This is a genomic window from Geothermobacter ehrlichii (assembly GCF_008124615.1).
Classification (GTDB): domain Bacteria; phylum Desulfobacterota; class Desulfuromonadia; order Desulfuromonadales; family Geothermobacteraceae; genus Geothermobacter; species Geothermobacter ehrlichii.
In genome coordinates, this window is the sequence record NZ_VNIB01000005.1 from 55,124 (window position 1) to 67,968 (window position 12,845).

Consider the following 12,845-nt stretch of genomic DNA (forward strand, 5'->3'; position numbering starts at 1 on the left):
CCTGATTCCGGCTTAACAGATTCCCTGCCGGCCGCAGTCAGGAGTCCGGTGAAAGCCTGCGTCCGTAGATGAGCTGTCCGCAGCGGGAGCCGTCCGGCCAGACGGCAACCTGCGGCAGCTGTCCCCAGGGCTCAAAGCCGTGTTTCTCCAGCAGGCGCTGGCTCGGCTGGTTGACGTCCATCAGAATGGCGATCAGGGTGTGAAATTCGAGGTTGCGGGCCTGGCGCATGGCTTCGGTGAGCAGCCGGGAGGCCAGCCCCCTTCCGCGAGCCGAGCGGTCGAGATAGTAGCTGACCTCGGCGACGCCCGCCAGCGCCCGGCGTCCCGGTCGCCAGGGACTGAGGCTGCACCAGCCGAGGACGCGGCCGTCGGCTTCGGCCAGCAGAATGGGATAGCGTCTGTCGAGGTGGGTTTCCAGCCAGAGGCGGCGGCTCTCCACGCTGGCCGGTTCGGTGTCGGCGGTGCAGAATTGCTCTTCCACCGCCTGGTTGTAGATGGCGACAACCGCCTGCCAGTCGTCCGGTCCGGCGCGCCGGATCAGGACGCCGGCGTCCGGTCCGGTCCGGCCGTCCGTTTTTGTTGCCGGCTGCCGCGGCGGTTCCAGGCCGAGCTGTCGGTCCTGGCAGCGGGCGAGCAGCAGCTGGCCGAGGATGGCGCCGATCAGGGCCAGCAGCATGTCCGACTGGGTGTCCCAGGCGTAGCCCTGGGTGCCGAGAAATGCCGTGGCGGCGGTGCCGGACAGTTCGGCTACCCACCATTCGATCAGCTCGTAGAAGGCGCTGAACGCCAGACAGACCGTCGTCACCAGAAAGAAGAGCCAGCCGCCGCGGCGCAGCGGCGACAGGCGCAACAGGATTTCGCGGGCGATGAGGGCCGGAACGAAGCCCTGGACTAAGTGGCCGACTTTGTCGTAGTGGTTGCGCCCCAGCTCCAGGACGTCTTTCAGCCAGTCGAACAGCGGAACCCGGGCGTAAGTGTATTTGCTGCCCACCATCAGGATGATGGCGTGCGCAAGTATCAGCCAGTAGACCAGAGGGGTAAGAGGAAAGCGGCGGCGGGTCAGGGCGATCAGGAGCAGGCCGAAGATCGCCGGCGCCGCTTCCAGCACCCAGATGTAGCGATCGTAGGGATGCCAGCCCGACCAGAACAGCACGGCGAAGAAGATCAGCAGCCAGAGCCGGACGGGGGTTGTACGGCCGTCGGGAACGGGAGGCGTGTCAGGGGTTGTGGTCGGTGTCAGGGCGGCCATGCCTGCTCTTTAGCACGTTCTAACCGCATGCACAAGCCGAAGGTGATAAAGTGGAACAAAGAGCGCCGACCGGGGGGCAGGCGCCGAAGGAGCGACCATGAAGAACATCTTGCGACTCGCCTTGCTGCTGCTGGCGTTCTCGCCGCCGGCCCTGGCGGCGGAGAGCGGGGCGCCGATGAAAGGAAAGGACGTGGCGGTGGCGACCTTCGCCGGCGGCTGTTTCTGGTGCATGGAGCATCCGTTCGAAAAGCTCGACGGCGTGATCGCGGTCATCTCCGGCTACACCGGCGGTCACGTGAAGAATCCGACCTACCGCGAGGTGTCGGCCGGCGGCACCGGCCATGCCGAGGCGGTGCAGATAAGCTTCGATCCGGAGTGGATCGGTTACGAGCGGCTGCTCGAGGTCTTCTGGATGAACATCGATCCGACCGACGCCGGCGGCCAGTTCGTCGATCGCGGCGACCAGTACCGCAGCGCCATCTTCTATCACAATGAAGAACAGAAACGCCTGGCCGAGGCCTCGAAGGTGCGCCTGGCTGCCAGCGGCCGTTTCGAAAAACCGATCGTTACCGAAATTATGCCTGCCTCGACCTTCTACCGGGCCGAGGAGTACCACCAGGACTACTATCGCAAGAGCCCCCTGCGCTACTATTTCTATCGCAGCGGCTCGGGGCGCGACGAGTACCTGCAGAAGGTCTGGGGAAAGCGGTAGCGGGCGAAACGCCAAAGAGCGGTACGAACTAAAGAGGCTGCGGAAGTTCGTCATCCCGCCAGGGGCGGAAGTGTCGGATGATAACTATCTCTGTACAATCAGTCGCTTGTCAACGAACGAAAAGGGCTGCTCTTTTGCGTTAACGGACTTTTTTTACTCCTGACGGCCGGGTGGCTGATAAGTGTTAGGGGGCGTGGTGACTTTTGGATTTTCTGAAACCTCGCGGACGGATCCAGAACCAGCTGGCACAGACTACAGCACCGAATGTCATATAACAAACGACAAAGACCCATGGTGGAAGTTGATAGTACAAAATATTTTCCAGCCAGTGTGATATGAAAGAACCGGAATATACGGTATCACCGACCCGTGAACGTAGTTCCATTTCAATTGTAGTGAGCGGGCATATAACGCCGATCAACGACTGAATGACGACCACTCCAATTGCTACAAGATGTATTAACCGAAACCAGGGATTGCGGATCCAGGACCATGCACGAGCTTTACCGACAAATATAAGCACCAGGCCAATCACAACAAAGGCAACGAATAGCACGTGGAGCAGCAAGATTGTATCTGCTGCCAGTAGGATGACTGTCGATGAATCCATTTGGGCCCCCTCTAACGGATCTAGGTTAACCGGCTGCGACGTACTGACTCAAACTAGCAGGGCCCTTTTCGAAAACCGCCCCTGGTACTACAGTTCGGTTGATTGAGTTGTTATATTTTTTCCGAAATGAAACTCGGAATATCGAACTTTTTACCGATGTTAACAAAGTGGTTATCTAGAAAGTATGCAACTGTTTCCAGCGGTGCTTTATCATAACCGTAATTTTGTATTTCACGTATATAGCGTTCAATGAAGCCTCTGGTGCCTAACTTTTTCCACTGTGCTACGTGAACAAGTTCGTGAAAATGAAGCCTTATGTTGTTAATAACGTGGGGGAGAATGTAATAAGTATTTTTATAGGTGATGCCGGTAATATCCATGTCTATAAAATCATCCAGCCCCATTTCCCGCAGTTCGGGGAAGGCAGGTTTTGGAATTTTGTCGACAACCACAAAAAAGGCATTGTTGAGAAATGAAACTGAATAGAATCCTTCGAAAACTTTGGAAAAACGATCACAGCAGACTCTCCGTGCTAGAAACGCAGAGTTTGTCTGGTCAATCCACTGCTCAATTTGATCTAGCATTTTCATTCTCCGAAAGATAACAGGGAATAGGCGAAATCTTTTATATCGGATACAAAAGATTCCGTGTTATCGGATATGCTGGAACAGCCTGTAAAATGCCTATAAAACGGCTATGGCTATCGAAAATTAAAGGAAAGGAGAGGCCGGCTGGCGGCTTGATGCTGGTGGTGCGTGGATATCCCCCCTCCTGGATTCCCCGGCGTGCTGTAGAAAGCTGTTTGTCAGACTAGAAAACTTCTTAGGGCATGTCAATCTTTCGTCGATCACGGTCGGTTTGATCCTGAACGGTCGGTCTGGGTGAGGTGCCGGATCTTCTTGTCCGCCTGCAGTCCGCTGGACGGGTGAATGCCTAAATATCTTCTAACCGCCATGCCCGGCGTAAAATGGTAAAATCAATAAAAAGGTGAGGTTCCCGTCCTTTCCGTTTTGCAGGGATGACATCTTCGATGCCCAGACAAGTGAGCGTCTGAAGAGGGCTGCGAAGGGCCGGAGGGGCTCTCACCAGAATCAGTGAGCCATCGCCGGCGGATAGCCACACCTCAATTGACCTGCCTGAAGTTTCCAGAAATCGCCGGCGAATCTATGGGTGGCCTGACGATTTTTGAAAAGCCCATTCAGGTCAGGCGCTTGCACTTGCCATCCGGCATGAACTCACTGATTCAGGTTTCAGCCAAAATCGGAAAGTGCATGGGCAGTCGCTTGGGGGATCGGTTGCGGCTGCCTTCTGTTTTTTTCGGGGCCTGTCCGTGTCTCAAAGGAGATGGTCAATGGATAGTCGGGACCGGAACTGGGAAGGGTTGCTGCAGGCGATGCTCGATGCCAGCCCGGCGATGCTGATGGTGGTGGCGGACGAGCTGAAGGTTCTGGCCTTCAACCGGTCCGCCAGCCAGGTTGTCGATGGCAGCCGGGAAGAGCTGTCCAGTCGGCCCGGCGTGCTGAATTGCATCAACTACAACCCCAATTCCCCCGGCTGCGGCCATGCCGAGTGCTGCCGCACCTGTGTTATCCGGGAAACGGTCAAAAGGGCGCGGCGCGAGGGAAAGACCTGCCGCAGTCGGGCCATGCTCGAATTTCGCCGCGGCGAAAAGGTTGTCGCCTTCTATACTTTGCTGACGGCCGTCCCCTTTCGCCACCAGGGGCAGGAGCTGGTGCTGCTGTCGCTGGAGGATATCGACGAGCTGTCCGGCCTGTGGGAAGTGCTGCCCATCTGCTCGGTCTGCAAGAAGATCCGCGACGACCAGGAGTCCTGGTCGGAAGTGGAGCAGTACTTCAGAACCCACCACGACATGAGATTCACTCATGGTTACTGCCCCGACTGCCTGGAGAAGCTGCTGCGGGGAGAAGTCTGAAGGAGAGGGTTAGCTAGTGGCCCAGGCTGCCGAAAGCACTTCCGCCTGTTCCAGCACCGTCTGTGTTGCCTTTTCCTGCTTGTCGGGCGGGTAGCCGTATTTGCGCAGGATGCGTTTCACGTAGACCCGTAGCTGGGCCCGGACATTTTCGCGGATGGTCCAGTCGATGGTGACGTTGCGGCGGACGGTGGCGACAAGCTCGCGCGCGATCGTCTTCAGTGTTTCGTCGCCCAGCACCTGTACCGCGCTGTCGTTGGTTTCCAGCGCGTCGTAGAACGCCACCTCGTCATCCGACAAACCCAGCTCCTCGCCGCGCCTGCCGGCTTCCCGCATTTCTTTCGCCAATTGGATCAGTTCTTCGATGACCTGGGCGGTTTCGATGGCGCGGTTATGGTATTTGCGGATGGCCTGTTCCAGAAGTTCCGCGAAAGAGCGCGCCTGCACGACGTTGCGCCGCCGCCGGGTACGGATTTCGCCTTTCAGCAGTTTCTGCAGCAGTTCGACGGCCAGGTTGCGTTGCGGCATGCCGCGAACTTCGGCGAGAAATTCATCGGAGAGGATCGAAATGTCCGGTTTTTTGAGCCCCGCCGCGGCGAAAATGTCCACCACCTCGTCCGGGACAATGGCCCTGGAAAGGATCTGTCGGATCGCGTGCTCGGTTTTCTCGTCTGAACGCGCCTTGCCCGGTGTGGACTTGGCGAGTACCGCTTGCAAAGCCTGATAGAAGCCGACCTCGTCACGGATTGCAAGGGCGTCGGAATGTGGCACCGCCAGGGCGAAAGCCTGTGACAGTTCCCGAACTGCCCGCAAAAACCTCGTCTTGCCGTCCTTCTGCGCGAGAATGTGCTCCTGGGCCGCCGGCAACAGCGAGAGGCGATCCTGTGGAGTTCCGTTGGTCCACGGGCTCCAGTCGAAGCCGTGGAGGAGTCCCCGGCAGATCTCGACCTTTTCCTGCATGACCGCAACCGCCTCGGCCTGGTCGAGGGCGGTCTTGCCCGTGCCGCCGGCCTCGGTGTAGGTGGCAAGTGCCTGTTTCAGTTCGTCGGCCAGCCCCAGGTAGTCCACCACCAGGCCGCCGGGCTTGTCCCGGAATACCCGGTTCACCCGCGCGATCGCCTGCATCAGGCCATGCCCCCGCATCGGTTTGTCGATGTACATGGTATGCAGACTTGGACAGTCGAACCCGGTGAGCCACATGTCGCGCACAATGACGATGCGGAACGGGTCTTTCGGGTCGCGGAAGCGGTTCGCCAGCACTTCCCGTCGCGCCTTGTTGCGAATATGCGGCTGCCATTCGAGCGGATCGGAGGCCGAGCCGGTCATCACCACCTTGAGAGAGCCTGTCTCGTCAGTCTCTCCATGCCACTCTGGCCGCAGGGCAACCAGTTCATTGTAAAGCTCCACGGCAATGCGGCGGCTCATGACCACCACCATGGCCTTTCCCTCCAGGGCCTCGCAGCGTTGCTCGTAGTGCTCCACCAGGTCGCGGGCGATCAGTTTCAGGCGTTTTTCGGCCCCGACGATGGCTTCAAGCTGGGCCCACTTGCTCTTGAGCTTCTCCTTGCGCTCGACTTCCTCACCCTCGGTGGCCTCTTCGAATTCCTGGTCGATATGCGGTTTTTCGGCATCGGAGAGTTCGAGATTCGCCAGCCGGCTCTCGTAGTAGATGGGCACGGTGGCTCCGTCGGTCACGGCGCGCTGGATATCGTAGATGCTGATGTAGTCCCCGAAGACGGCGCGGGTGTTGGCGTCGGTTTTCTCAATCGGTGTTCCGGTGAAGCCGATAAAAGAGGCGTTGGGCAGGGCGTCGCGCATGTGCCGGGCGAAGCCGTCGATGAAGTCGTACTGGCTGCGGTGCGCCTCGTCGGCAATGACGACAATGTTGCGCCGCTCCGAAAGGACCGGATGACGATCGCCCCTTTCTTCGGGGAAAAACTTCTGGATCGTGGTGAATACCACGCCGCCCGAGGCAACCTTCAACTTCTCCCTCAGGTCAGCCCGGTCGGTGGCCTGCGCCGGCGGCTGGCGCAGCAGGTCGCGGCAGCGGGCAAAGGTGCCGAAGAGCTGGTCGTCGAGGTCGTTGCGGTCAGTGATGACGACAATGGTCGGGTTTTCCATCGCCGGATGCACAATCACGCGCCCGGCGTAAAAGGCCATGGTCAGGCTCTTGCCCGAGCCCTGCGTGTGCCAGACCACCCCCACGCGGCGGTCACCAGGCTCCCCGCCGGGACGACGCCCTGCCTCGTAGCGCCCTTCCTCTTCCGCCACCCGATCGCCGGCCATGACCCGCGCCGCCCGCAATGTCTCCTCGATCGCTACATTGACGGCGTGGAACTGGTGGTAGCCGGCCATCTTCTTGATCAGCTTCCCGCCGCCTTCGTCCTCGAAGACGATGAAGTGGCGCACCAGATCAAGAAAACGGCGCTTGTCGAAGACCCCCTCCAGCACCACCTGGAGCTGGGACAGGGAGGCCGGAGCATTTTTTTCGCCTGTGATGGTGCGCCAGGGTTTGAACCACTCCTTGCCCGCGCCCAGAGCCCCGATGCGAGCTTCGATGCCGTCGGAGACGACCAGGGCCGTGTTGGTGGCAAACAGATTCGGGATCTGGGCCTGGTAGGTCTGAAGCTGCTGCCAGGCCGCCCAGATGGTGGCGTCTTCGTCGGTCGGATTCTTCAGCTCGATCACTGCCAGCGGCAGGCCATTGATGAACAGCACCACGTCCGGCCGGCGGGTATGCTGACCTTCGGAGACGGTGAACTGGTTGACGGCCAGCCAGTCGTTGTTGTCTGGTTCGTCAAAGTCGATTATCTGGGACTGATTGCCCGCGATGGAGCCGTCCGGACGGCGATATTCCACTGTCACGCCGTCCACCAGCATCCGGTGTGCCGCGCGGTTGCGTTCGATGAGTGACGGCGCGTTGAGCCGGGTCAGTTTCTTGAAGGCGTCGTCCAGCGCCTCCGGCGGCAAATCCGGATTCAGCCGCGTCAGCGCCTGCCGCAGCCGGCCTTCCAGCACCACGTCTCGGTAGTTCGGGGCAACGCGCTCGGCGTCCGGCTCACCAACGGCGATTTCCGGGCCGTGCCTGATCTCGTAGCCGAGGGATTCCAGCCAGGCGAGGGCAGCATCTTCGACGACGGATTCGGTGAAATGGCTCATTACAGCCCCTCCCATAGAGCACGGATAGGCACGGCGTGAATTCGCTGGATGTCGCGGCAGCCTTCCGCTTTTTCCACCATGCGTGACAGTGGGGTCTTGTCTCCTTGGCACGGGCCGTGGATGAGTGCCGCCGGCCTATTCAGTGAACGACTCACGGTCCCGAGCGTCGAGCAATTGTGGAATCATCTCAAAAGCCGCCATGCCGGCTGATTGCAAGTTAAGACATCGGCTGATTGCAAGTTTTACCGTCCGGCTGATTGCTGATGCCGGGAGTGCGTCGCTCCCCTTGCTGACGTCCCTGGGGTGTGCTTGTTCTTGTGGCCGAGCGCCTCCAGCCAGGCCAGTGCCGTGTCTTCCACGACGGATTCGGTGAGAAATGTCATCGTTGTTCTCCGCTAGCCGCACGCCTCGGTCAGCACTTGATACAAGGCCAGAAAGCTGGGCGATGAACTTCGGGCAGGATCGATATGGGCGCCGATCATTCTTGCCGCCTCGATTTTGGCAAGGCCGCCCCGGAAATATCCGTGCTTTTGCATAATGTTCTCGAACGCCTCCCACGTGCCGCCGCGTATGGCATCCGGGGCACGGTATTTCTGCCGCTGTGGCACGTATCTCGATACCCGTGGATAGGCGGCGCAAACCGCGTCCCAGTTGCCGAAATACCAAGCCTCCAGCTCCTCGATGGCGATGCGGTTGACCAACTGCCATTGTGCACCGGCGGCGGATGTGCGTGTGCTCAAGCCCGCGCGCTTAGCTATGTCCTCCAGCCGGCGCTTGAGCTCGTGACAGTCGTCATCATCCCGATCGACGACGACCACGAGGCGCCAGTCATCCGGCAACCAGGCGGCGTACCCGCGCAGGCGCTGTTCCAACCTGGCGAGCAAATCCGCCTTGCCCTGAAAGGGGTGCACTTCGAAGGTCCGATCTTGTGGCAGCAGGCGCGGCAGGAGCGCGCGCAGGAACGCCTCCATGGAGGGCTCTTCCACCAGAAACTCCAGACGACAAACCATCACTTGCTCCCGGCTCCCTTCAATGGCCGCGTGGGCGCGCCTTCATTGACCAACGGGTCGCCTACGCCGAGCTGCCCTTCCATCCACAAGTGGCCCAGCAGCGCACCTTCGCTCACGAACTCGGTGACGCCGGGCAGGTCGGCGGCGCGGCGCGTCTGGGTATATCCGTTCTCGTCACGCCAGAGTACCCGTACCTCTTCCGGACGCAGGGCGTTGAGGAAGAAGGGCGAATGGGTGGTCACGAGCAACTGGGTGCGTGCCGTGGCGGCGCGGCACTCCTCGGCCAGCTCCGGCAGCAGGCGCGGGTGGAGGAAGTTTTCCGGCTCCTCGACCCCGATGAAAGGCGGCGGCGCCGGGTCGTGGAGCAGCACCAGGTAGGCCAGCATCTTCAGGGTGCCGTCGGAGGCAAAGCGGGCCAGCACCGGGTTGTCGAACGGGGCGTCCTTGATCTGCAGCAGCAGGCGTCCGTCCGGCATGGTCTCGGCCAACACCCGCTCGATGCGCGGCACCCGCCGTCGCAACACTTCGAAAATCCGTTCGAGATGTTGCGGGTGCTGATCGGCCAAGTACTGGATGACATTGGCCAGGTTGTCGCCGCTCTTGGAAAGCCGCTCCTGTGGCCCCGCTTCCGGCTGGCCCCGCGCGCTGTCGGCGGAAAGATAGGAAACATACCAACCGGTGATGAAGTCACGTAGCGCCGCCACCCGCGGGTGCTCGGCGAACTGGCCCAGGGCATTCACCGCCAATAGATCGGGGGACTTGAGCGGAGTTTCGATGCGTTTGTCCTTTTCGTCCGGTAGTTCTCCACTTACCGCCTGGCCTTGACCTTCCCGGTAATCCAAGAAACGGAACGGCTTGCCACGTTGACCACGTCGCCATTGCAACCATTCTTCTACGACGATCGGACGTCCGTCGCGCTCATCCACCGCCAAGTGATAGGTAATGAGTGGGTAGCCCGATTCACGGCACTTGATCTCGACGACCAGAGGCCCGTCGCCGCCCCGGGTTTTCAATTCCTTGGCCCGGCCGCGCTTGTCCCACGCACGGCGCAGTCCCAACTCAAAACACTCCGCGAGAAAGGCGAACACGTCGAACACTGTGGACTTGCCGCTGCCATTTGGTCCCAACAGCACCGTCAGCGGCGTCAGGTCTTTGAATTCCACCGATCGCAGTGCGCGAAAGTTCTGCACCTTGAGGTATTCAATTCGTACGCGGCCGCCGTCATGAGACGCTTGTTTCATGTCTGTATCCTCTCTATGAGCTTGCCCCCATCCTTCACCCGCAGTTTACCAGAGATGAGCTTGGGGAGCAGGGTGTCGCGCAGAACAGCGAGGGTCCGGGATTCGAGAGCAGCAGCGCTTGACCGCGCAAAGATCGGGGTGACTTGCTTCCCGAACGCCCGGCTGATTTCCTCCGGCGGAGTCACAATCGTGAAGTGGTCGAGGGCCTTGGCTGGGACACGTTGCCTTCCACTCGATCCTGTCATGCTTTGGATCGCGAACTCGCGGAACTCCGCATCGCGCGCGAGGCAATACGCAAACTCGTTTGGAAGCGGTGGCTTCGGCCGAAGGACGATGTATTCAGTAGACCCCCAGCCCACTTGCCCGTCATTTAGGAAGTCAACGAACGCCGTTTTTCCGTTCTCCAGGCACGGAGTGATGCGAGCCAGCAGCGTGTCGCCGTTAATGAAGCGCATTCCCGAGGTGAAAGAGCGTTCAATGACGACATCGGGCGAGTGGCCTTGTGTGGGCATGTTCGCCATATCCAAGTAAGGGGCGACCCTACCTTTTGTCAGCTTTCGCGGTGGGTTGACGTCAATGACCTGTGGTAGCGGTTTCACCTCCCACCCCTTCGGAATATCCCCCAACTCCGAGGACTCGAAGGAGTCGGGAAAGAGGTTGACGATGTTGCCGGACACGGGACAAGGGGCTCCGTTGTGGTAGCGGGCAGCGGTTGCGGCGAAACGTTCCGGGATCGGATTGCCGGCCTGCACGGCGTTCCAGACCACCGGATCGAAATTCACGAACCACGACTTGAACAGTGCTCGCGCCATTTCCTCCAGCGTCTCGCTCATCTTCCGGTTCAACTCGATCTTGTCGTCTAGCGTGCCGAGGATGTGGGCGATGGCGCGTTGTTCCTCTATAGGAGGTAAGGGAATGGGTATCGTTCGCAAATACGAGACTGGCCGTGCAATAGACGGAACGCCCGTTTGTGAAGTGTTCGCTAGAAGTCGATGCTGACCCTCTGGGGTTTTGAAGTAGGCAACGACAAACTCTGGTATTACCTTGGAACGGTCGCAGCGCATATAGAACTGTCGCTGCGAAATGACATACCGCTCATAAAGCGAATTCCATGGCACGAATGCAACTTGGCCGATGTTCCCAGCATGAGTGAAGATGACGTCTCCTCGCTGAACATTTGCGTTTCTCAGCCGCCCAGCATGCTCTTCAGTCACGTAGTTGAATCCAATTCGATCATCGACTTTGAAGCCGTGCAGATGCTGCCCACTGATTACTGGTATCCCGTCTGAAACAAATGTCTCAACCTTGATCGAGGAGCCAAATGGTCCCATTGCTACCTTCTCGGCGACTTCCTCGATCGTAGCTTCGCGCCACTCACCCCCCATACCCCAACTCCTCCAGATTCCGGGCAATCGCCGCATCTAGTTTTGCCGCTTCGGCCTGTTGCTCCTTGAGCTGGGCGACCAGTCGCTTCATTTTCTCCTCGAACGGCTCGCCGTCATCCTCCTGGGCCTCGGCGCCGACGTAGCGTCCCGGTGTGAGCACGTGGCCATGTTTGCGGATGTCGTCGAGGGTTGCGCTCTTGCAGAAGCCGGGGACATCCTCGTACTCGCCCGCGTCCCTGTCCCCGCGCCAAGCGTGGTAGGTGCCGGCAATTTTCCGGATATCCTCCTCGGTCAGCTCGCGATGGGTGCGGTCGACCATGGTGCCGAGCTTGCGGGCGTCGATGAAGAGCGTCTTGCCGCGGCGGTCGCGGAAGCGGCCGTTGCGCTTGTCGCGTGCCAGGAACCAGAGGCAGACCGGAATCTGCGTCGAGTAGAAGAGCTGTCCCGGCAGGGCCACCATGCAGTCAACGAGGTCAGCCTCGATGATGTTCCTGCGGATCTCGCCCTCGCCGGACTGGTTGGACGACATGGAGCCATTGGCGAGCACGAAGCCGGCGATGCCGTTGGGTGCCAGGTGATGGAGGAAGTGTTGCACCCAGGCGAAGTTGGCGTTGCCGGCTGGCGGCACCCCATAGACCCAGCGCTTGTCGTCCTTGAGCAGTTCGCCGCGCCAGTCGCTGCTGTTGAAGGGCGGGTTGGCGAGCACGTAGTCGGCCTTGAGGTCCGGGAAGGCGTCGTTGTGAAAGGTGTCGCCATGGGCGATCTGGGCATCGATGCCGCGGATGGCGAGGTTCATTTTTGCCAGCCGCCAGGTGGTGTAGTTCGATTCCTGGCCGTAGATGGAGATGTCGCCGAGGCGTCCGGCGTGGGCCTCGATGAACTTCTCGCTCTGCACGAACATGCCGCCCGAGCCGCAGCAGGGGTCGTAGACGCGGCCCTTGTAGGGGGCGAGCATCTCGACCAGAACGCGGACCACGTGGGTCGGCGTGTAGAACTGTCCGCCTTTTTTCCCCTCGGCACTGGCGAATTGCGAGAGGAAATACTCGTAGACGCGGCCGAGGGTGTCCCTGGCACGCTCGGCAGGATCGCCGAGGGCGATGTCGCTTACCAGATTGATGAGTTGACCAAGGCGTTCCTTGTCGAGGCCGGGGCGGGCGTAGTCCTTTGGCAGCACGCCTTTGAGCGAGGGGTTGTCGCGCTCGATGGCGGCCATGGCGTCGTCCACGAGTTTGCCGATGGTGGGCTGCGGGGCGTTGGCTTTCAGGTGCGCCCAACGGGCCTCCTTCGGCACCCAGAAGATGCTCGCGGCCCGGTACTCGTCCGGATCCTCCGGGTCGGCACCCTCGGAAATCTGGGCTGTCAGTTCGGCGTACTTGGCTTCGAAGGCGTCGGAGATGTACTTGAGGAAGATCAGGCCGAGCACGACGTGTTTGTATTCGGCCGCGTCCATGTTGTTGCGCAGTGCGTCTGCGGCCTGCCAGAGTTTTTGCTCGAAACCGACCTTGGCGGTTGAATTTTTGTTCTGCGGTTTTCTCGCCATTTTCCGTCC

Annotated in this window: 10 protein-coding genes; 2 read left to right on the plus strand and 8 right to left on the minus strand. The window is 60.1% G+C overall.

Annotated elements, in window-relative coordinates:
* Positions 1-37: 37 nt before the first annotated feature.
* On the minus strand, positions 38-1,249 hold the full coding sequence (locus EDC39_RS06795) for a GNAT family N-acetyltransferase (protein WP_148895635.1): 1,212 nt from the start codon (positions 1,247-1,249) through the stop codon (positions 38-40).
* Between the two features lie 97 nt (positions 1,250-1,346).
* Here EDC39_RS06795 and msrA point away from each other — a divergent pair, with 97 nt between their 5' ends.
* Positions 1,347-1,961: a peptide-methionine (S)-S-oxide reductase MsrA gene (msrA, locus tag EDC39_RS06800; protein ID WP_148895636.1), complete on the plus strand. Its 615-nt coding sequence runs from the start codon at positions 1,347-1,349 to the stop codon at positions 1,959-1,961.
* 184 nt (positions 1,962-2,145) lie between these two features.
* Here the strand turns inward: msrA and EDC39_RS15815 are convergent, their stop codons facing one another.
* Both EDC39_RS15815 and EDC39_RS06810 read right to left on the minus strand, forming a co-directional pair.
* Complete coding sequence (locus EDC39_RS15815) at positions 2,146-2,571, minus strand: DUF2784 family protein (protein WP_148895637.1); 426 nt, start codon at positions 2,569-2,571, stop codon at positions 2,146-2,148.
* 110 nt (positions 2,572-2,681) lie between these two features.
* Positions 2,682-3,155, minus strand: a complete 474-nt coding sequence (locus EDC39_RS06810; protein ID WP_148895638.1) for a hypothetical protein — start codon at positions 3,153-3,155, stop codon at positions 2,682-2,684.
* Positions 3,156-3,922: 767 nt separating this feature from the next.
* Between EDC39_RS06810 and EDC39_RS06815 the strand changes: the two genes are divergently transcribed.
* Complete coding sequence (locus tag EDC39_RS06815; RefSeq protein WP_148895639.1) at positions 3,923-4,504, plus strand: transcriptional regulator; 582 nt, start codon at positions 3,923-3,925, stop codon at positions 4,502-4,504.
* 9 nt (positions 4,505-4,513) lie between these two features.
* Here EDC39_RS06815 and EDC39_RS06820 read toward each other — a convergent pair whose 3' ends face one another.
* The 5 genes from EDC39_RS06820 to EDC39_RS06840 all read right to left on the minus strand — a co-directional run bounded on the left by EDC39_RS06820 (position 4,514) and on the right by EDC39_RS06840 (position 12,836).
* A complete protein-coding gene (locus EDC39_RS06820) occupies positions 4,514-7,660 on the minus strand; it encodes a type I restriction endonuclease subunit R (RefSeq protein ID WP_148895640.1) in 3,147 nt (1,048 codons plus the stop codon).
* 395 nt (positions 7,661-8,055) lie between these two features.
* Positions 8,056-8,670, minus strand: a complete 615-nt coding sequence (locus tag EDC39_RS06825) for a DUF4276 family protein (protein WP_148895641.1) — start codon at positions 8,668-8,670, stop codon at positions 8,056-8,058.
* Positions 8,670-9,911 (minus strand): AAA family ATPase, encoded by a 1,242-nt coding sequence (locus tag EDC39_RS06830; protein WP_148895642.1) that lies wholly within the window; start codon positions 9,909-9,911, stop codon positions 8,670-8,672. The genes EDC39_RS06825 and EDC39_RS06830 overlap by 1 nt, the downstream gene beginning before the upstream one ends.
* Entirely contained in the window at positions 9,908-11,296 is a 1,389-nt protein-coding gene (locus tag EDC39_RS06835) for a restriction endonuclease subunit S (RefSeq protein ID WP_148895643.1), read from the minus strand. The genes EDC39_RS06830 and EDC39_RS06835 overlap by 4 nt, the downstream gene beginning before the upstream one ends.
* Positions 11,286-12,836: a class I SAM-dependent DNA methyltransferase gene (locus EDC39_RS06840; protein WP_148895644.1), complete on the minus strand. Its 1,551-nt coding sequence runs from the start codon at positions 12,834-12,836 to the stop codon at positions 11,286-11,288. Before EDC39_RS06840 ends, EDC39_RS06835 begins: the two co-directional genes overlap by 11 nt.
* Between the last annotated feature and the right edge of the window lie 9 nt (positions 12,837-12,845).

Bases quoted from the DNA above. Each gene is read 5' to 3' on its own strand.
- EDC39_RS06830 (WP_148895642.1), bottom strand. From the start codon at position 9,911: ATGAAACAAGCGTCTCATGACGGCGGCCGCGTACGAATTGAATACCTC.
- EDC39_RS15815 (WP_148895637.1), bottom strand. From the start codon at position 2,571: ATGGATTCATCGACAGTCATCCTACTGGCAGCAGATACAATCTTGCTG.
- EDC39_RS06820 (WP_148895640.1), bottom strand. From the start codon at position 7,660: ATGAGCCATTTCACCGAATCCGTCGTCGAAGATGCTGCCCTCGCCTGG.
- EDC39_RS06835 (WP_148895643.1), bottom strand. From the start codon at position 11,296: ATGGGGGGTGAGTGGCGCGAAGCTACGATCGAGGAAGTCGCCGAGAAG.
- EDC39_RS06815 (WP_148895639.1), top strand. From the start codon at position 3,923: ATGGATAGTCGGGACCGGAACTGGGAAGGGTTGCTGCAGGCGATGCTC.
- EDC39_RS06795 (WP_148895635.1), bottom strand. From the start codon at position 1,249: ATGGCCGCCCTGACACCGACCACAACCCCTGACACGCCTCCCGTTCCC.
- msrA (WP_148895636.1), top strand. From the start codon at position 1,347: ATGAAGAACATCTTGCGACTCGCCTTGCTGCTGCTGGCGTTCTCGCCG.
- EDC39_RS06810 (WP_148895638.1), bottom strand. From the start codon at position 3,155: ATGCTAGATCAAATTGAGCAGTGGATTGACCAGACAAACTCTGCGTTT.
- EDC39_RS06825 (WP_148895641.1), bottom strand. From the start codon at position 8,670: ATGGTTTGTCGTCTGGAGTTTCTGGTGGAAGAGCCCTCCATGGAGGCG.
- EDC39_RS06840 (WP_148895644.1), bottom strand. From the start codon at position 12,836: ATGGCGAGAAAACCGCAGAACAAAAATTCAACCGCCAAGGTCGGTTTC.